Here is an 18,813-nt window from a genome sequence, read left to right as displayed (position 1 = left end):
GTTTCGGCTTGCGGTCGGCCATGGCAGGCTATATAAGTGTGCCCACCAAACGCTCTATGGATCTGCCATGACTTCTGAAACACATCTGGACCTGCTCGATACCGACCCCGTCTTCCATCTCAAGGGCGGCATGCTCACCATGACCGTCGTGGAGCTGGTCCGTCAGGCCCCGCAACGTTTTGCGGTGCAGCTGGCCGAGAAGGTCGAACAGGCGCCGAATTTCTTTCAGGACACCCCGGTACTGATCAGCCTGGAAAAACTCGATGACGAACTGGATATCGCCGGTCTGATCGCGCTGCTGCGCATCTGCCGGGATCATGGCTTGCAACCGGTGGCCCTGCGCGGCGACGAGCAGTTCCGTGCCCTGGCGCAACAGGCCAGCCTGGTGCTGCTGCCCCCGGGCCGCGGTCGCGACAAAATAATCGACGCACCGGAACCTGCACCGCAAGCTGTTGCCCAACCAGCGGAGGTCGCCCCTCCCCCGGCTGCGCCCCAGGTCGCCGATACCACGCCGACGCGGGTGATTACCGAGCCGGTACGCTCGGGCCAACAGGTCTATGCCCGGGGCGGCGACCTCATCGTGCTGGCGCCGGTGAGCGCCGGCTCGGAGCTGCTCGCCGATGGGCATATTCACGTATACGGCCCGCTGCGCGGTCGGGCACTGGCGGGTGTACGCGGGGATACCCGGGCACGCATCTTCTGCCAGTCGCTCGAAGCGGAGCTGGTCTCGGTGGCCGGGCAGTACAAGGTGGCGGAAGATCTGCGCCGGCACCAATGGAAGGAAGCAGTACAGGTATCGCTCGATGGGGACAGCTTGAAGATAGAAGCCCTTTGACAGATACTGTTCCACCATTCGGGGACGCCCGTGAGCCGTGGCTCAGGGCCAATCGCAAGTACCCCAGGCAAGGCAGGACAGGCGGTATCCGCACGCGGCGGGCCGACGCATCCCACATTCAAATTCAAGATCAGTCAGGAAGGTCATTTTGGCAAAGATCCTAGTCATTACCTCAGGCAAGGGGGGCGTTGGCAAAACCACTACCAGCGCTGCCATCGGTACCGGACTCGCTCTGCGTGGATACAAGACGGTCATCGTCGATTTCGATGTGGGCCTGCGCAACCTCGACCTGATCATGGGGTGCGAGCGTCGTGTGGTCTATGATTTCGTCAACCTGATCAACGGTGATTCCAACCTGAATCAGACCCTGATCAAGGACAAGCGCTCGGACAACCTCTATATCCTCCCCGCGTCCCAGACCCGGGACAAGGATGCGTTGACCCTCGAAGGCGTCCAGGGCGTGCTTGACCAGTTGAAAGAAACCTTCGACTTCATCGTCTGCGACTCCCCGGCGGGCATCGAGAAAGGCGCCCACCTGGCGATGTATTTTGCCGATGAGGCCATTGTCGTGACCAACCCCGAGGTGTCCTCGGTGCGCGACTCCGACCGCATGCTCGGCCTGCTCTCCAGCAAGTCGCGCCGCTCCGAACAGGGCGACAAGATCAAGGAGCACCTGCTGCTGACCCGCTACAGTCCCGAGCGGGTCGAGAACGGCGAGATGCTGTCGGTCAGCGACGTCGAGGACATCCTGTCGATTCCGCTGCTGGGCGTCATCCCCGAGTCCCAGGCAGTGCTCAAGGCCTCCAACCAGGGCATCCCGGTGATCATGGACGACAAGAGCGATGCCGGTCAGGCCTACAGCGACGCCGTCGAACGCCTGCTTGGCAAGGAAGTGCCCCACCGCTTCCTCGAAGCCCAGAAAAAAGGGCTGCTCAAGCGCCTGTTCGGAGGATGAGATGAGTCTTTTTGATTACTTCAGTCGCAAGAAGAAGCAGGACTCCCCGGCCTCCATGGCCAAGGAGCGCCTGCAGATCATCGTCGCCCATGAGCGCGGCCAGCGCAGCCAGCCCGACTACCTGCCGCAGCTGCAGCAGGAGATCATCGATGTGATCAGCAAGTATGTACCCATCGATCGTGACCAGGTGCACGTGGCGCTGGACAATCAGGACGACTGTTCGATCCTCGAACTCAACATCACCCTGCCCGAAAGATAACAGACAGGTGCCGCCCGTCGGCGGCACCGTGGTTGCCCAATGCCCCTGACCCATATCGGTATCCTCCACGAGGATCCGGCTTTTCTGATCGTCAACAAACCCACCCTGCTGCTGTCCGTGCCCGGCCGTGCCGAGGACAACAAGGATTGCCTGATTACCCGGCTGCAGGACAACGGCTATCCCGAGGCGCGCATTGTGCACCGCCTGGACTGGGAAACCTCCGGCATCCTGGTGATCGCCCGCGACCCGGACAGCCACCGTGAGCTGTCCCGCCAGTTCCAGGATCGTGAGACCGGCAAGACCTATATCGCCCTGTGCTGGGGCCAGCCAGCGGAGGACGCCGGGCATATCGACCTGCCCCTGCGCTATGATCCACCGAACAAGCCGCGGCATATCGTCGACCACGACCAGGGTAAGCCGGCGCAGACCTTCTGGCGCGTTCTGGAACGCCACGGGGATCATTGCCGGGTCGAACTCACCCCCATCACCGGACGTTCGCATCAATTGCGCGTGCATATGCTGAGCATTGGCCACCCATTGCTGGGCGATCGCCTGTACGCCCAGGGCGCGGCCCTCGATGCCTGCCCGCGTCTGGCCCTGCATGCCGCCCGGCTGGAACTCAATCATCCGTCCAGTGGCGAGCGCATGGCCTTCGATTGCCCTGCCCCGTTCTGAACCGAGGAAACACTATGTCAGCCCATACCGCCAGTCAGGCACTCGCCGATTTCATCCAGGCCTCCCCTACTCCCTTCCATGCTGCGCAGAGTCTCGCCGAGCGCCTGCGTGCCGCCGGTTATCAGGAACTGGATGAGCGGGATGACTGGCGCCTGGATGCTGGCGGTCGCTACTTCGTGCTGCGCAACCAGTCCTCCGTGATCGCCTTCAGCCTGGGGCGCGGCGACATGTTGCACCAGGGCATCCGGATGATCGGCGCCCATACCGACAGCCCCTGCCTGCGGGTCAAACCGCAGCCGGAGCTGAACCGCCACGGACTGTGGCAGCTGGGTGTGGAAGTCTACGGCGGCGCACTGCTGGCCCCCTGGTTCGACCGGGACCTGTCGCTGGCGGGGCGGGTGACCTGCCGGGATGCGGGCGGTCGGCTGCACAACCTGCTGATCGATTTCCAGCGGCCGATCGCCATCATCCCCAGCCTGGCCATCCACCTGAACCGGGATGTCAATAACGGCTTTGCGGTGAACGCCCAGACCGATCTGCCACCGGTACTGGCCCATGGCATCGAGCCCAACCGCGACCTGCGCGCCCTGCTGGCCAATGAACTGAGCCGGCAGTATCCCGATCGGGGACCGCTGCACGTGCTCGATTACGAGTTGAGTTTCTATGACACCCAGCCGCCGGCGGTGCTGGGCCTGGACAATGATTTCCTTGCTGCCGCCCGACTGGATAACCTGTTGTCCTGCCACGCCGGTTTGGAAGCGTTGCTGGCCAGTGACGGCAGCCAGGCCTGCCTGCTGGTCTGCACCGACCACGAAGAAGTCGGCTCCAGCTCGATGTGCGGTGCCGATGGTCCCTTCCTCGAAGATGTGCTGGCACGCCTGCTGCCCGACGAAAGCGAGCGTATCCGGACCATCCAGCGCTCGGTCCTGGTCTCGGCGGACAACGCCCATGCCATTCACCCCAACTACGCCGACCGCCACGACGGCAATCACGGGCCCCAGCTCAACGCCGGACCGGTGATCAAGATCAACACCAACCAGCGCTACGCCACCACCAGCGAAACCGCCGCCCTGTTCCGCCTGCTGTGCCAGCAGGTCGAGGTACCGGTGCAGAGCTTCGTGGTGCGCAGCGACATGGGCTGTGGGAGCACCATCGGCCCGATTACCTCCAGCCGCCTGGGTGTGCGTACCGTGGATATCGGCGCGCCGACCTTCGCCATGCATTCCATTCGGGAACTGGCGGGAGTCAGGGATGTGGAGTATCTGGGCAAGGTGTTAACGGCATTTCTGGATTGCGAGCGCGTTTAACCGGTACATAATTCAGGCGCTGAGGGAAGGCCGGGTTCCATCCCGGCCAGCACTGTCTCTGGCCCGCACCAGTGTCGAGATGGAACTCGACACTCCGGGTCGGCTGGCGCGGAGTCGGTACAGGAGCAACGCCTTGCACTGATACTCAGCGTAAGGCGCGTTGCAGGGTCCGATCAGTCCCCGTCGTTGACCAGGACGATCTTGCCGACAATCCGGTCCCGGGCCAGCTCGTCAAAAGCTTCATCGACCTCGTCGAAGCTGTAGGTCTTCGCCACCAGCGGCTTCAGCTGGCCGGTCTCGAACAGGGGCCACAGCCGCTCTTCCATGCGTTGCAACAGACCCGCCTTGAAATCGGCGCTGCGGGTGCGCAGGGTGGAGCCGGTCAATTGCAGGCGCTTGACCAATACCTTGGCCAGGTCCAGCTCAGCCTTGCGACCGCCCATCAGCCCGATCATCACCCAGCGGCCATCCAGCGCCAGCAAATCGAGATGATCCTGGGCGTAGTTGGCGCCCACCGGATCCAAGGCCACGTCAAAGGGGCCGTCGGCCTTCAGGGCGCTGATGCCGTCGTGGCGCAGTACGCCGCCCTGGGCACCCAGCGCCTTGCAGGTCTCCAGTTTTTCCTGGCTGCCCAGGGTCACCCAACAGGGATTGCCGAAGGCCTTGCACAGCTGGATGGCGGCCGTGCCTACACCGCTGGCACCCGCATGGATCAGGACCTTTTCCCCGGGCTGGGCGGCGCCCAGCTCGAAGACGTTCAGCCAGGCCGTGCTGAAGACTTCCGGGATGGCGGCGGCGTCTTCCCAACCCATGCCGGCAGGAACAGGTAACAGATGCCGGGCGTCGATCACCACCTCGTCGGCAATACCACCACCGGCCAGCAGCGCGCAGACCCGGTCGCCGACCGCCCAGCGCACCGCGCCGTTGACCTCGACCACCTCCCCGGCACATTCCAGGCCCAGGATGTCACTGGCACCCGGCGGCGGCGGGTAGTTTCCGGCCCGCTGCAACAGGTCCGCGCGGTTGATTCCTGCCGCGCGAATCCGCACCCGAACCTGCCCCGGCGCCAGCGCCACGGCGGCTTCCGTACGCCAGCTCAGTACCCCGGCTTCAGCTTGCAATCCTCTCACGGTGCCCCCATAGTTATCAGTCAAATCGGTTTGAAAAGGGAACCCACGGGTCCCTGTCGAGCACTAAAGAATACCCTCACCTCTCCGGACACGATACCTTTGATGACAGTTTCCAAGCTCCTGCGCACGTCCTGTGTAATCGCCCTGCTGGGCCTCGGCACCCATTCCTTTGCCGCAGAGACAGTCGACAGCGCATTGCCGGTGTTCGATCTGGAGAGTCTGCAGCCAACCCGCGAGCAGATGATCGCCAGCCTCAACACCGTCGAGCTGCTGCGCCGTCATCACTACAATCGCATCCGCCTGGATGACGCCCTGTCCAGCGAGATATTCGATACCTACCTGCGCCAGCTCGATCCCCAGCGCAGCCTGTTCACCGCCGCGGACATCAAATCCTTCGAGGAGTATCGTCACCAGCTCGATGACCTGCTGGTGGCCGGTGACCTGAGCGTCGGCTTCGCCATCCATACCCGGCAGATCCAGCGCGCGGATGAGCGCATGGTCTACGCCCAGCAGCTGCTGCGCGAGGGTATCGACAAGCTGGACTTCGCCAGCGACCAGAACATCCTGATCGACCGCGAAGAGGCCGAATGGCCCGCTGACGAGGACGCCCTGCGTGTGCTCTGGCGCCAGCAGATCAAGGACGAAGTGCTCCGGTTGAAACTGGCCGGGCGCGAACAGGATGCGATCCAGGAGCTGCTGGAAAAGCGTTACCACAACGCCCAGAAGCGCCTGTACCAGACCCGCAGCGAAGACATTTTCCAGAACTACATCAATGCCCTGGCCCAGGTCTACGATCCCCACACCCAGTACCTGTCGCCGGATAATGCCGAGAACTTCGACATCAATATGAGCCTGTCGCTGGAAGGTATCGGTGCGGTGCTGCAGAGCGATAACGACTACACCAAGATAGTGCGCCTGGTGCCTGCCGGCCCAGCGGAAAAGAGCAAGCAGTTGGCACCGGCTGACCGCATCATCGGCGTGGCCCAGGACAAGGGCGAAATGGTCGATGTAGTCGGCTGGCGCCTGGATGAAGTGGTCAAGCTGATCCGCGGCCCCAAGGGCTCCTCGGTCCGCCTGGAGGTAATTCCCGCCAGCAACCCGCCGAGCGACATGACCAGCCGCGAAGTGGCCCTGGTGCGTGAAGCAGTGAAACTGGAGGACCAGGCGGCCCAGTCGACCATCCTGGAATTCAAGGAACAGGGCAACGATTACCGGATCGGCGTCATCGAGGTGCCGGGCTTCTATATCGACTTCAAGGCCTACCGCCGCGGCGACCCGGACTACCGCAGTACTACCCGCGATGTGCGCCGCCTGCTCAGCGAACTGCAGGAGCAGGAAATCGACGGCATCGTGCTGGACCTGCGCAACAACGGCGGCGGCTCCCTGCAGGAAGCCACCGAGCTGACCGGGCTGTTCATCGACCAGGGACCGACGGTCCTGGTGCGTGACAGCAAGGGCGACGTGCAGGTGCTGGACGATCCGGAGGCTGGCGTTGCCTACAGCGGCCCGATGGCGGTTATCGTCAACCGGTTGTCCGCCTCGGCATCGGAAATCTTCGCCGGCGCTATGCAGGACTACGGCCGGGCGCTGGTCATTGGCGAGCCGACCTTCGGCAAGGGCACGGTGCAGTCGATCCAGCCGCTGAACCACGGCGAGCTCAAGTTTACCCTAGCCAAGTTCTATCGCGTTTCCGGCCAGAGCACCCAGAACCGCGGCGTGGTGCCCGATATCGCCTACCCGTCGCTGCTGGATACGGTGGAAATCGGCGAGAGCAGCCTGCCCCGCGCCTTGCCCTGGGATACCATCCCGGCGGCCCGCTATCAGGCGGATAACCGACTCGACAAGTTCATTCCCCTGCTGGCCGACAAGCACAAAGTACGGGCAGCCGAGGATCCGGAGTTTACCTATACCCTGGCCCGCATCGAACTCAATCGCGCCATGCAGGAGCGGGAATACCTGCCGCTGAACGAGAAACGGCGCCGTGCCGAGCAGAAGGAATTCGAGGACAAGCTGCTGGCCATGGAAAACGCCCGGCGCCAGGCCCGCGGCGAAGAGCCCCTGGCGGCGCTGGACAAGGAAGACCCGCTGATGGATGGCACCGGCATTCCCTCGCCCATGGCCGAGGAAGAAGAGGATGAGGACGACCCCTTCCTGGCGGAGACCGGCCATATCCTGATCGACCTGCTCGAGCTCAAACGGCAGGTCGCCAGCGCTGGCTGAGCCCTGCTCCTGCTCTACCCTTGAAATGGCCTTGCCGGCTCCCTCCGTGCAAGGCCATTTGCATTTGTGCCCCTGCGTTCCTCAATACTGGCCCAAAGGGGCACTGATCAGGGTTACCCACAGTTACTGTGGATAAGTCTGTGAACAAGGGTGGGGCAAAGCGGGCAAAGGCCCGATTGGATGCGCTTCAGGCTACTCTGGATATTTTTTGATCAACTGCAAAAACCTTGAAAAACAGGCACTTGCGGATTAGTACGGCGGGATGTAAATGAGGGGAATTAGTGCTTGCGTGTTACCGGCGTGGTGTGCATAACGGTAACACTCGCAGGTTCGAAACCTCTGCTTCGCGGCCTGCGCGGTGTTACCGCCAGTGCTTACTCGTCGTCCTGCTGGATACCCAGCAATTCCATTTCAAACACCAGGATGGAGTTCGGGGGAATGACGGGGCTCGGGCTGCCCGGACCGTAGGCCAGATCGCTGGGGATGGTGACCTTCCACTTGTCGCCGATGCGCATGAGTTGCAGCGCTTCGACCCAACCCGGGATCACGCCACTGACGGGCAGATCCACCGGCTCACCCCGGCTGATCGAGCTGTCAAATACAGTGCCGTCGGTCAGCTTGCCTTCATAATGAACCGAGACCACATCGCTCGCCTTGGGCTGGGCACCCTCGGCATCACCGGACTCGATCACTTCGTACTGCAGGCCGGACTCGGTGGTAATTACGCCTTCACGTTTGGCATTTTCGGCCAGGAACGCGGTATTGGTCTCGAGCTGTTCGGTGCTCTCGGCGGAGGCGCGTTCTTCAGCCTGGGCCTGGAGTTCACCGAAGGCAGCCATCAGGTCCTTCTCACTGACCCGGGCCTCGGTGCCGGCCAGGGCATCTTCCATGCCTAGCGCCAGTGCCTGGGTATCGATATTTTCCAGACCATCCTGCAGCAGGCTCTGGCCCATGTTCAGACCAATGCCGTAGGACGCCTGTTGGATGGAGGTGGTGAGTTCCGGTTCCTTTTCACTGCAACCCACCAAGGTGATAACGCTGAATGCAACACTGGCTGCCAGCAGATTCCGCTTCATGCTTACCTCTTCGACTAGCCCGCTCGGGGCGACAATAAAGCGAGCAGCATAACAGTGCAGCCAGAACCCGGCTACCGCCGGTGAATCCTGATTTTTTGCCGCCCAAAAGAAAACGGGGGCCGCAGCCCCCGTCTTCTGAACTACCGCTCAAGTACGCCGACTTTGCTGGCCACCCTTGCGTCCCGCCTCCGCAGCACGCTGCGGATTGTTCTTGAAATTACCACCACTGGCCTGGCCGCCTTTTCTGCCGGCCTCTGCTGCGCGTTGGGGGTTCTCCGCGAAGTTGCCTTTACCACCTTTACGTTGAGTCATGTCACTGCCTCCAGTATGGGTTGTAAACTCAGAACTCCAGGTGCATTGCACCTTCTTGTTGGAGGCCACCCCCGCTTGGAGGTTCGCCTTTTTTTCCGTTTCCGGGCCGAGCGGTCATCCGGCAGCCCGCATGCCGCCTCGCTTCCAGTGATGGACCAGGCTTTTTGTCGACAGGGTCAACTCATGGCCGCTTTCCCGGTCCAAGGGGTATCCCGCCCGACAAGGAGACCGACATGACCGATCCTGCTGCACCGCTTTCCACCGAGCTGTTCATCCGCCGCTTTGGTGAAACATTATTGGCCGCCGCCGCCCCCCTGTTCGAGCAGGCGGCGCTGAATGCCCGGGAGGTCGGGCTCGATGCCATGGCGCACACCGCCGGCAATCCGCCGGAGCTGCGGCTTGAGGTGAGGGCGGCTGACCAGCCCTACGCCAGCCATTACCGGATCAGTGCCGATACCGCCCGCCAATGCGTGGAGCATGCGCTCTATTTCGTCACCGACGGCACCACTCGTACCCTGGAAGGCGGGTTGGATTCCATCAACTCCATGGTAGTCGACACCCAGTTGGCCACCCTGCTGCGGGATGGCTTCGGCGTGACGCTGCCGACAGTGGAGGCGCGCCATCCGGCCGGATTCTGGTAATGCGTCAGGCAAACAGCGCCGGGTTACGCAGATCGGTCAGATACCGGTCCAGGGAGTACAGGGCGTGACGGGCCGCCTGCTCGCGCACCGCGTTGCGTTCGCCGTCGAACTTGCAGGTTTCACTGACCACCCGCGCCTTCCCGTCGACGGTCAGCGCACAGGCGATACAGACCACCCCATCCATGGGCCCCTCGGCTTCTGCCAGCCCGGTGTTGGCCAGGGTGACGCCCGCGCCACAGCGCTCCAACGCGCCAAGTGCCATTTCCCGGGCCACCTCCTCGCTGGTCAGGCCGAAGCGGTCGATGGTCTCCAGGTTCACCCCCAGCATCTCGCGCTTGGCCCGCACGGCGTACACCACGTAGCCGCATTCCATCACCGCCCCGCTGCCCGACACGTCGGCGACCAGTGAGGCGATGAGACCCGCCGTGCAGGACTCGGCGGTGGCCAGTACGAGATTGTTACGTTTGAGAAAATCCACTACCTCTTGCAGGTTCTGCATGCTCGGCTCCCGGTCGGTTTCTACTGCTCTCAATAGCAGCTTAGAGCCGACCATAGAGCGGTTCAGTTCCCATTTCTGCACCGGCAAGCTGCGGCAAAAAAAGTCGAAACTTCTGCAAAACCAGCCGGTCACTATTTTGAGGGATGGATAACAAGTCTTCTGATCTGTTACGGCGGGGGTGCCGGCAATAGCGTCTGTGTGATTGGGCAATCCTGAATAACGCAGCTGGCATACGCAAGACAATACCGGACTAGAGGCACGCTCGCGGTCAGTGATGACCCTGCCAGGTCTTGTAACCGGGTCGACCTGCCCCCAGCACCATCGCGCCTGATTCAGGATTTTCCACGCACCAAACGCTCTCCCAGAGAATCAGTGAACGATTAGGAGGGTGTCATGGGAAATGCTGCGGCGGCGGTCCTGCCGAAAGAAATAATCAAGCGTGCAACCGAGGGGGCTCCCTTGAGCCCTATGCCGCCTGCTGAGATTGGCCACAATATACTTTTCGTGACGTCCGAGATTACCGACCTGGTCAAGGTCGGCGGGCTGGGTGATGTATCCGCTGCCCTGCCCCGCGCCTTGAACCGGCATCATTCGGTGCGGGTATTGATTCCCGGCTATCGCCAGGTCATCCAGAGCGGCCACCCCATCCGCGTGGTCGGCAAGCTCCCCGGCCATGCAGCGATCCCGCCTTGCCTGATCGGCGAGATGACCATGGAGGACGGCCTGATCATCCACGTGGTCATCTGCCAGGAACTGTATGACCGCGAAGGCAACCCCTACGGTGACGCCAACGGGGTTGACTGGCCGGACAACCACATCCGCTTTGCCCGGCTGGCGCTGGCGGCCAGCAAGATCGCCGATGGCCAGGGAATCCGCGGCTGGCGTCCGGACCTGGTCCATGCCAACGACTGGCCGACCGGGCTGACCCCGGCCTACATGGCCTGGCGCGGGCAGCAGACCCCCTGCGTATTCACCATTCACAACCTCGCCTATCAGGGCCTGTGCGCACCGGAGAAAGCCGTCGAACTGGGCCTGCCCGACGAAGCCATGACCATTGATGGCATGGAATACTACGGCAAGCTGTCCTTCCTCAAGGCGGGCATCAACTACGCCGCGCAGATCACCACCGTCAGCCACACCTACGCCCACGAGATCACCTCGCCGGCCTTTGGCTGCGGACTGGAGGGACTGCTGCGGCGCAAGGCGGATGAAGGGTTGCTCAGCGGCATCGTCAACGGCATCGACACCAGTTGGCAGCCGGAGTCCGACCCCCGCCTGGTGCAGGGGTTCTCCGCTGGCGACTGGGCCGGCAAGCTTGCCAACCGGCGCTATGTCGAGGAGGCCTTCGGCCTCGCCCCGGAAGACGGCCCGCTGTTCGCCGTTGTGTCCCGCCTGGTCCACCAGAAGGGCATCGACCTGACCATCGCCGCCGCGGACACCATAGTCGCCGGTGGCGGGCGCATCGTCATCATCGGTCAGGGTGAAAAGGACCTGGAACGGCGTGTGCAGCAACTCGCAACCCGCCATCCGGGGCGTATCGGCGTCAATCTCAAGTTTGACGAGACCGAAGCCCGCCGGATGATCGCCGGCAGCGACTTCCTGCTGATGCCGTCCCGCTACGAGCCCTGCGGCCTGAGCCAGATCTATGCCCAGTGCTACGGCTCGCTGCCGATCGCCCGGCGCACCGGCGGCCTGGCCGATACCATCGAAGATGGCGTGTCCGGTTTCCTGTTCCGCGAGCCTACGGTCGACAGCTACGTGCAGGCCATTCGCCGCGCGTTGCATGTGCATGACCGGCCCGTGCTGCTCAATGCCATGCGTTGCAAGGCAATGGCCGCGCCACTGTACTGGCACCAGTCGGTACGCCCCTACGACAGACTCTATCGCCGCCTGATCGAGCACACCTATGACTCCTTCGCCCTGACCGGCAGGAGATTGCGCGCATGTTCGAAATGACCCGGCTGCACGGGGCAACCGTGCAACATGATGGCGCCACCTGCTTCTCGCTATGGGCGCCGGACGCCGACACCGTTGCCGTCAAGCTTGGCGACGGCAGCGTGCACACCATGCACCACCAGGCCAGCGGCTGGTACAGCGCCCGGGTCAATTGCGGGCCGGGCACCACCTACCGCTTCCTGATCAATGGCCAATTATCCGTGCCGGATCCGGCGTCCCGTTACCAACCCCAGGGCGTGGACGGCCCCAGCTGCGTGCTGGACCCCGATGCCTTTGCCTGGCAGTTCAATGAATGGAAGGGCCGGCCCTGGCACGAAACCGTCATCTATGAACTGCACCCGGGCGCCTGCGGCGGCTTTGCCGGCATCCAGGCCAAGCTGCCCGAACTGGTAGACCTGGGTATTACCGCCATCGAGCTGATGCCGGTGAACGAATGCCCGGGCAAGCACAACTGGGGTTATGACGGCGTCTTCCCCTTCGCGCCGCAGTCCAGTTGCGGCACCCCGGACGACCTGCGCCGGCTGATCGATGCCGCCCACGGCTACGGGCTGATGGTGTTCATGGACGTGGTCTACAACCACTTCGGCCCCCACGGCAATTACCTGGGCGAATATGCCAAGAGCTTCTTCCGCGACGACATCCATACGCCCTGGGGCCCGGCCATAGATTTTCGCAACAGCCAGGTCTGTGATTTCTTCTGCGAAAACGCCTTGATGTGGGTGCTCGATTATCGCATCGATGGCTTACGCCTGGACGCGGTACACGCCATCAGCGAAATGGATTTTCTCACCAACCTGGCCAAGCGGGTCCGCAGCGCCGTGCCGGACGGGCGCCATGTGCACCTGATGCTGGAAAACGAGAACAACCAGGCCAGTCTGCTGGCCGAGGGCTTCGACGCCCAGTGGAATGACGATGGCCACCATGCCCTGCACGTGCTGCTGACCGGCGAACATGAGAGCTACTACCAGGACTTCGCCGCGGACACCACCATCAAGCTGGCCCGCTGCCTGAAGGAAGGCTTCATCTATCAGGGCGAGACTACCCGCAAAGGTGCCAGCCGCGGCGAGCCCAGCGGCCATCTGCCGCCGACCGCCTTTATCCTGTTCCTGCAGAACCATGACCAGATCGGCAACCGCGCCTTCGGCGATCGGCTGATCACCCTGGCCGACCACCGTGGCGTACGTGCGGCGCTGGGGCTGGTACTGCTGTGCCCGATGATCCCCATGCTGTTCATGGGGGAGGAATGGGGCTGCGAGCAGCCCTTCCTGTTCTTCACCGATCACAATGAGGAGCTGGGCCGCGCGGTGCGCGAGGGGCGCCGCAACGAGTTCTCGGATTTCGCCGCCTTCGCCGACGAGATGATCCGCCAGCGAATTCCCGACCCGAACTCCCACAGCACCTTCGTGACCTCGGTGCCGGACCGCGCCGGCGGCAACCAGACCCTGCAGGACGACTGGCTGGCCTATTACCGCAGCCTGCTGCGCCTGCGCCACGCCCATATAGTGCCGCGGCTGCCCGGTACGCTGTCCGATGGCACCACGATTCCCGGCGAAAAGGCCGTCTCCGCCTGCTGGCGGCTGGGCGACGGCAGCCGGTTGCGCATCGACCTCAACCTGTCGGAGAACCCGGTGGTAGTGGCTGCCCCCGATCCCGGCAGCAAGATCATCCACGACTATCGAGCCAGCCTGTCCAAGGACCCGACCATACTACCGGGCTACAGTTCGAGAGCGATTCTGGATCAAGCCACATGATTACCGGTCCATTGCTGGAGCTGGCCCACGAAGCCGGCATTATCTGTGACTGGACCGACGCCCATGGCGACCCGGTCAGCCTTGAGGAGGACGCCCTGCACGCCGTATTGGCCGCCCTCGGTTTACCCGCCGACGGGCCCGACCAGGTGGCCGACAGTCTCAGGCGCGCACGGCAGCTACGCGAGGAAGCCGACAAGGGGCCCCTGCTGATCTGCGCCGCCGGCCAGCCCATCGACCTGCACTGCCGGCTGGTCGCCGGCAGCCAATGCGAACTCATCCGCGAAGACGGCCAGCGCCAGCAGGTAGAGATCGATGCGCTTGGCCGCCTGCCGGCCCAGCCCTATGGTTACCACCAACTCCGCTGTGGCGATCAGCAGTGGACCCTGGCCTGCGCGCCCGAAGCGGCCATGTCCGTGGCCGAATTGGCCGGTGGTCGCCCGCACATCTGGGGCATTGGCGCTCAGGTGTATGGTCTGCGCCGCCCCGGAGATGGCGGCCTCGGCGACACCGCCGCGCTGCAGGACTTGGCCGAGGCGGCAGCGCGTAAAGGCGCCGACGCCCTGGCAATCAGCCCCCTGCATGCCATGTTCAGCGCCCGCCCGGAACAGTTCAGCCCCTACTCGCCATCGAGCCGGTCGCTGTTCAATATCCTGCATGCAGCGCCGGCCGCGGTACTGGGTGACGAGGCCGTGGCCCGGGCCATGGAGCACTGTCATCTGCAAGCCGAATGGCAGGAATTGGAAGAACAGGAGCTGGTCGACTGGCCCGCGGTGGCCTCACTGCGGCTGCAGCTGCTGCGCCAGCTCCACGCGGATTTCGCCCAGGCCGCCGAGGCCCTGCAGGCCGATTTCCGCCATTTCCGCAGCACCGGCGGCGATCGCCTCGAACTCCACTGTCGCCATGAAGCCCTGCAACAGCACGCGCTGGCCGAGGAACGCAGTGGCGACTGGCGGGACTGGCCCGACGCCCTGCGCGACCCGCACTCGCCCGAGGTCGAAGCCTTCGCCTGGGAGCAGGCGCAGGAAGTGGAATTCCATGCGTTCTGCCAGTGGCTCATCGACCGCTGCCTGCAGCGCGTCCAAGACCGCTGCCGCGAGACAGGCATGGCCATCGGCCTGATTGCCGACATGGCGATTGGCGCAGACATGAGCGGCAGCTTCGGCTGGGCCCACCAGGGCGAGTTGCTGAGCAAGGTCACTATTGGGGCACCGCCGGACCTGCTCAACCGCGACGGTCAGGACTGGGGCGTGGCCGCCTTCTCGCCGCTGGGCCTGAAGCGCAGCGGCTATCGCGCCTTCATCGAGATGCTGCGGGCCAACCTGATGCATGCCGGCGGTATCCGTATCGATCACATCATGGGGCTGCAGCGGCTGTGGCTGGTGCCCGAGGGCAGCGATGCGAGCAAGGGCGCCTATCTGAGCTACCCGCTGGAGGACTTCCTGCGCCTGCTGGCGCTGGAATCCTGGCGCCATCGGGCGCTGATCATCGGCGAAGACCTGGGCACCGTCCCCGAAGGGCTGCAGGACACCCTGGCCCGGCAGAACATCCTGGGTATGCGGGTGCTGCTGTTCGAACAGCAGGATGACCAGATTCCCGCCCCCGATCAGTGGAGCGGCGACGCCCTGGCCACCACCACCACCCATGATCTGCCGACGCTCACCGGCTGGCAGTCCGGCCGCGATATTGCCTGGCGTGAACACGTTGGCCAGAGCAGTAGCGAGCAGGCCGAACAGGACCGCCAGCAGCGCACCGAGGAGGTGAAGATACTGCGCGATGCCCTGCACCGCGAAGGTCTGTTGCAGGGGGCAAAGGACCCGCAGGCGCAACTGGACGCCAGTATCGAATTCCTCGGCACTACCCCGGCACCGCTGGTACTGATTCCGCTGGAGGATCTGGTCGGCGCCATCGAGCAACCCAACCTGCCCGGCCCCGGCGACACCCACCCGAACTGGCGGCGGCGCTGGTGGCAACCGGCGGCGGAGATGCTTGATGCGCCCATCCCGGCGCGCCGCCTGCAACGCCTGCACGAGGCGCGCTTGAACCGTGAAAGGAAAAATCTCGATGGTTGAACTGCGTGCTACCTTGCGCTTGCAATTCCACGCCGGCTTCATGCTGGACGACGCCCTGGAGATGGTCGACTACTTCCATGACCTGGGCATCAGTCATATCTACGCCTCCCCCCTGCTTGCCGCCCGGCCCGGCTCGACCCACGGCTACGATGTCGTCGACCCCACTCGGGTCAACCCGGAGCTCGGTGGCGAACCGGCCCTGCGCCGCCTGGCCGATGCCCTGCACCAACGGGGCATGGGGCTGATCATGGACATAGTGCCCAACCACATGGCCGTGGATAACGCCAACCTCTGGTGGCAGGACGTGCTCCAGTGGGGCGCCGGCAGCCCCTTCGCCGGCTTCTTCGATATCACCTGGCGCTCCCAGGACGAGTTCATGCGCGATCGCCTGCTGCTGCCGATATTGCGCACCGACTACCTGGAGGTGCTCAAGGCGGGCGAGCTGCAACTGAGCTTCGAGGCGGCCTCCGGCAGTTTCTTCATCCACCATTTCGACCACCGGATGCCGGTCGCCATGGCCAGCTACGCCGACATCCTGGCCGACACCGGCGACGACGCCCTGACCCGGATCGCCGACCGCTGCGCCGCACTGGTGGACGAGTTCGGCGCCCATGGCATCGGCCAGCAGATTCGCCAGGACTTGGCAGCGGCTGCGGGTGCCTCATTGCCGGCCATTGAACGGGCCCTGACCCGTTTCACCGCGGATACGCCGGAGAACTGCCTGCGCTTGCATACCCTCCTGGATCAGCAACACTACCGCCTGGCCAGCTGGCGTACCGCCAACGATGACATCAACTGGCGGCGCTTCTTCGACGTCAACGAGCTGGTCGGCCTACGCGCAGAACATCCCCAGGTATTCGAAGCCACGCACCGCAAGATCTTCGAACTGATCGAAGCCGGGCTCATCGATGGCTTGCGCATCGACCACATTGATGGCCTCGCCAATCCGCGGGCCTACTGCCGCCGGTTGCGTCGCCGGGTTGATCGCCTGCGCGGCGAGCGCCGGGGCCACTTTCCCATCCATGTGGAAAAGATCCTCGCGGCCGATGAACGTCTGCCCGACAACTGGATGGTGGATGGCACCACCGGCTACGACTTCATGAACCGGGTCTCGCTGCTGCAGCATGATCCGAACGGGCAGGCGGAACTGGCCGATCTCTGGGGCAGCCTGACCGGGCGCAGCACCGATTTCACCGACGAGATCCGCGAAGCCCGCCGGCTGGTGCTCAGTGGCTCCTTGGCCGCGGATTTCGACGTATTGAGCCAGGCCCTGCTGCGGCTGGCCCGCTGCAGCCTGGCGACCCGGGATATTACCCTGGGGGCGATCCGCCGGGCCCTGCGCGCCCTGATTACCCATTATCCGGTCTACCGGACCTATGCCTGCGTCTGCGGCCAGTCTGCCCAGGACCGCCGGTTCTTCGACCAGGCGCTGGCCGGCGCCCGGGCCGAGCTGAGCAGCAATGACTGGCCGGTGCTGGAGCAGCTCGACCGCTGGCTGGGTGGCACACCCCTGTATGCCAACCCACCCGGAGCGAAACGCCGGTTCCAGCAGCGCCTGTTGTCGCGCTTTCACCAGCTGACCTCGCCGGTAGCCGCCAAGTCGGTGGAGGATACCGCCTTCTACCGCTCGGCCATTCTGTTGTCGCGCAATGATGTCGGCTTCGATCCGGAGCGCTTCAGCGCCAGCCCGGACTGGTTTCACCAGGAATGTATCGAGCAGGCCGAGCACTTCCCCCTGGGCATCCTCACCACCGCGACCCACGACCACAAACGGGGCGAGGATGCCCGCGCCCGGCTCGCTGTGGTCAGCGAGCATGCGCCCTGGTTCAACATCCAGGTGCGCTTCTGGCATAACCTGGCCGAACCCCTGATCGCCACCGTAAACGGCCAACCCGCGCCCTCCCCGGCCGACGAATTGATGCTGTACCAGACCCTGTTCAGCAGTTGGCCGCTGGGCCTGAGCGCCGACGACGATGCCGGCTGCGCCGAGTTCGCCGAACGGGTGGAGGCCTGGCAGCGCAAGGCTCTGCGCGAAGCCAAGTTGCGCAGCAGCTGGGCCGCCCCGGATACAGCCTATGAGGAGGCCTGCCACCAGTTTCTCCGGCGATTGATGACCACCCATGAAGTCATCGAACTGCGCCGCGCGCTGGCCCATGCGGTCAAGCTGGCCGCCTGCAACGGGGCGCTCAACAGCCTGACCCAATGCCTGCTGCGCATGACCACGCCGGGCGTGCCGGACCTCTACCAGGGTTGCGAGTACTGGGACTTCAGCCTGGTGGACCCGGACAACCGCCGGCCCGTGGACTACGCGCGGCGGGCCAGCACCCTGGCCCCCGCCGCCGCCCCGGCCGAACTGCTGCAGCACTGGCACGATGGACGCATCAAGCAATGGCTGATCACCCAGGTACTGAATTGCCGGCGCCGCCTGCCCGAGCTGTTCCGCCAGGGCAATTACCAGCCGCTGACCCTGCACGGCCGCCATGCCGATCGGCTGATTGCCTTCAGCCGGCAGCATGGCGACGAGGTGGCCATTACCATAGCGCCGCGGCTGGCAGCGCCCCTGCTCGGCGACAGTGAAGCACCCCTGATTCCAGCTGAGCGCTGGGATGACACCCTGATCGACCTACCCTCTGTCTATCTGACCAGCGCGTTGACCGGAGAAGCCGTTCCAAGCGGCCCCGCAGTCCCGGTGAGTGACCTGCTGGCGATGGTTCCAATGAATCTCCTTGTGACCACCCAACATCAGGAAGCCAAACCATGAACAGTGACGAACAACGTATCCGCGAACTGGCCTATCAAATCTGGGAAAGCGAAGGCAAGCCCGAAGGCCAGACCGACCGCCATTGGGAAATGGCCTGCAAGCTGCTCGAGAGCGAGCAACAGGGCGACCTGCAGCCCGCGCCAGCCAAGGCCCGCAAGCCGCGCCGCAAGGCTGCGGCCGAAGCGCCACCGGAAGACGAAACCCAACTGGAAAAGCCGGCGCTGCTGGGCAAGCCAGCCGGGGCAAAGAAAACCACCCGAGCCCCGCGCAAGCCAGCGGCGGCAACGGCCAAGACCACCAAGGCCGGCAAGTCCACTTTGGACTCCGGTAAAGAGTAGACCGCCATGACCGCGAAAAAACAGGGAAC

General features: G+C 64.0%; 16 protein-coding genes. 12 read left to right on the top strand and 4 right to left on the bottom strand.

Features of this window, described 5'->3' with window-relative positions:
• Positions 1-67: 67 nt before the first annotated feature.
• The 5 genes from minC (at position 68) to VG99_RS12780 (ending at position 4,031) form a co-directional block, all read left to right on the top strand.
• Positions 68-835 (top strand): septum site-determining protein MinC, encoded by a 768-nt coding sequence (minC, locus tag VG99_RS12800; protein WP_044500523.1) that lies wholly within the window; start codon positions 68-70, stop codon positions 833-835.
• A gap of 148 nt (positions 836-983) precedes the next feature.
• Complete coding sequence (gene minD / locus VG99_RS12795; RefSeq protein ID WP_044500520.1) at positions 984-1,790, top strand: septum site-determining protein MinD; 807 nt, start codon at positions 984-986, stop codon at positions 1,788-1,790.
• Between the two features lies 1 nt (position 1,791).
• Positions 1,792-2,049 (top strand): cell division topological specificity factor MinE, encoded by a 258-nt coding sequence (gene minE, locus VG99_RS12790; RefSeq protein ID WP_036990554.1) that lies wholly within the window; start codon positions 1,792-1,794, stop codon positions 2,047-2,049.
• Between the two features lie 39 nt (positions 2,050-2,088).
• Complete coding sequence (locus tag VG99_RS12785; protein WP_044500516.1) at positions 2,089-2,724, top strand: RluA family pseudouridine synthase; 636 nt, start codon at positions 2,089-2,091, stop codon at positions 2,722-2,724.
• A gap of 14 nt (positions 2,725-2,738) precedes the next feature.
• The gene (locus VG99_RS12780) at positions 2,739-4,031 is read left to right on the top strand and encodes a M18 family aminopeptidase (RefSeq protein WP_044500514.1); all 1,293 of its coding nucleotides are present in this window, start codon (positions 2,739-2,741) and stop codon (positions 4,029-4,031) included.
• A 173-nt stretch (positions 4,032-4,204) separates the two neighbouring features.
• On the opposite strand, the gene VG99_RS12775 is transcribed toward VG99_RS12780, so the two are convergent.
• Positions 4,205-5,161, bottom strand: coding sequence for an NAD(P)H-quinone oxidoreductase (locus VG99_RS12775; RefSeq protein WP_052508848.1), 957 nt, complete (start codon positions 5,159-5,161; stop codon positions 4,205-4,207).
• A gap of 102 nt (positions 5,162-5,263) precedes the next feature.
• Here VG99_RS12775 and VG99_RS12770 point away from each other — a divergent pair, with 102 nt between their 5' ends.
• The gene (locus VG99_RS12770; RefSeq protein WP_044500509.1) at positions 5,264-7,381 is read left to right on the top strand and encodes a carboxy terminal-processing peptidase; all 2,118 of its coding nucleotides are present in this window, start codon (positions 5,264-5,266) and stop codon (positions 7,379-7,381) included.
• 374 nt (positions 7,382-7,755) lie between these two features.
• Here VG99_RS12770 and VG99_RS12765 read toward each other — a convergent pair whose 3' ends face one another.
• Both VG99_RS12765 and VG99_RS15795 read right to left on the bottom strand, forming a co-directional pair.
• Entirely contained in the window at positions 7,756-8,457 is a 702-nt protein-coding gene (locus VG99_RS12765) for a BamJ family beta-barrel-assembly machinery protein (protein ID WP_044500506.1), read from the bottom strand.
• A 147-nt stretch (positions 8,458-8,604) separates the two neighbouring features.
• Positions 8,605-8,769, bottom strand: a complete 165-nt coding sequence (locus tag VG99_RS15795; RefSeq protein ID WP_076939754.1) for a con-10 family general stress protein — start codon at positions 8,767-8,769, stop codon at positions 8,605-8,607.
• A gap of 233 nt (positions 8,770-9,002) precedes the next feature.
• Between VG99_RS15795 and VG99_RS12760 the strand changes: the two genes are divergently transcribed.
• Positions 9,003-9,410, top strand: coding sequence for a hypothetical protein (locus VG99_RS12760; RefSeq protein ID WP_044500503.1), 408 nt, complete (start codon positions 9,003-9,005; stop codon positions 9,408-9,410).
• Positions 9,411-9,414: 4 nt separating this feature from the next.
• On the opposite strand, the gene VG99_RS12755 is transcribed toward VG99_RS12760, so the two are convergent.
• Positions 9,415-9,909, bottom strand: coding sequence for a CinA family protein (locus VG99_RS12755; RefSeq protein ID WP_044500499.1), 495 nt, complete (start codon positions 9,907-9,909; stop codon positions 9,415-9,417).
• Positions 9,910-10,302: 393 nt separating this feature from the next.
• Between VG99_RS12755 and glgA the strand changes: the two genes are divergently transcribed.
• The 5 genes from glgA to VG99_RS12730 are packed head-to-tail and all read left to right on the top strand — an operon-like array spanning position 10,303 to position 18,784.
• Complete coding sequence (gene glgA / locus VG99_RS12750; protein WP_052508804.1) at positions 10,303-11,865, top strand: glycogen synthase GlgA; 1,563 nt, start codon at positions 10,303-10,305, stop codon at positions 11,863-11,865.
• Entirely contained in the window at positions 11,853-13,616 is a 1,764-nt protein-coding gene (gene treZ / locus VG99_RS12745; RefSeq protein WP_044500491.1) for a malto-oligosyltrehalose trehalohydrolase, read from the top strand. Before glgA ends, treZ begins: the two co-directional genes overlap by 13 nt.
• On the top strand, positions 13,613-15,685 hold the full coding sequence (gene malQ, locus VG99_RS12740) for a 4-alpha-glucanotransferase (protein ID WP_044500487.1): 2,073 nt from the start codon (positions 13,613-13,615) through the stop codon (positions 15,683-15,685). The genes treZ and malQ overlap by 4 nt, the downstream gene beginning before the upstream one ends.
• Complete coding sequence (gene treY / locus VG99_RS12735) at positions 15,678-18,446, top strand: malto-oligosyltrehalose synthase (protein ID WP_044500485.1); 2,769 nt, start codon at positions 15,678-15,680, stop codon at positions 18,444-18,446. The genes malQ and treY overlap by 8 nt, the downstream gene beginning before the upstream one ends.
• Entirely contained in the window at positions 18,443-18,784 is a 342-nt protein-coding gene (locus VG99_RS12730; protein WP_044500483.1) for a DUF2934 domain-containing protein, read from the top strand. Before treY ends, VG99_RS12730 begins: the two co-directional genes overlap by 4 nt.
• Positions 18,785-18,813 lie beyond the last annotated feature (29 nt).

The sequence above is a fragment of the Pseudomonas saudimassiliensis genome, assembly GCF_000939975.1.
Classification (GTDB): Bacteria; Pseudomonadota; Gammaproteobacteria; order Pseudomonadales; family Pseudomonadaceae; genus Halopseudomonas; species Halopseudomonas saudimassiliensis.
Note: the sequence above shows the minus strand (reverse complement) of the source record. Positions and strands in the feature narration are given on the sequence as shown.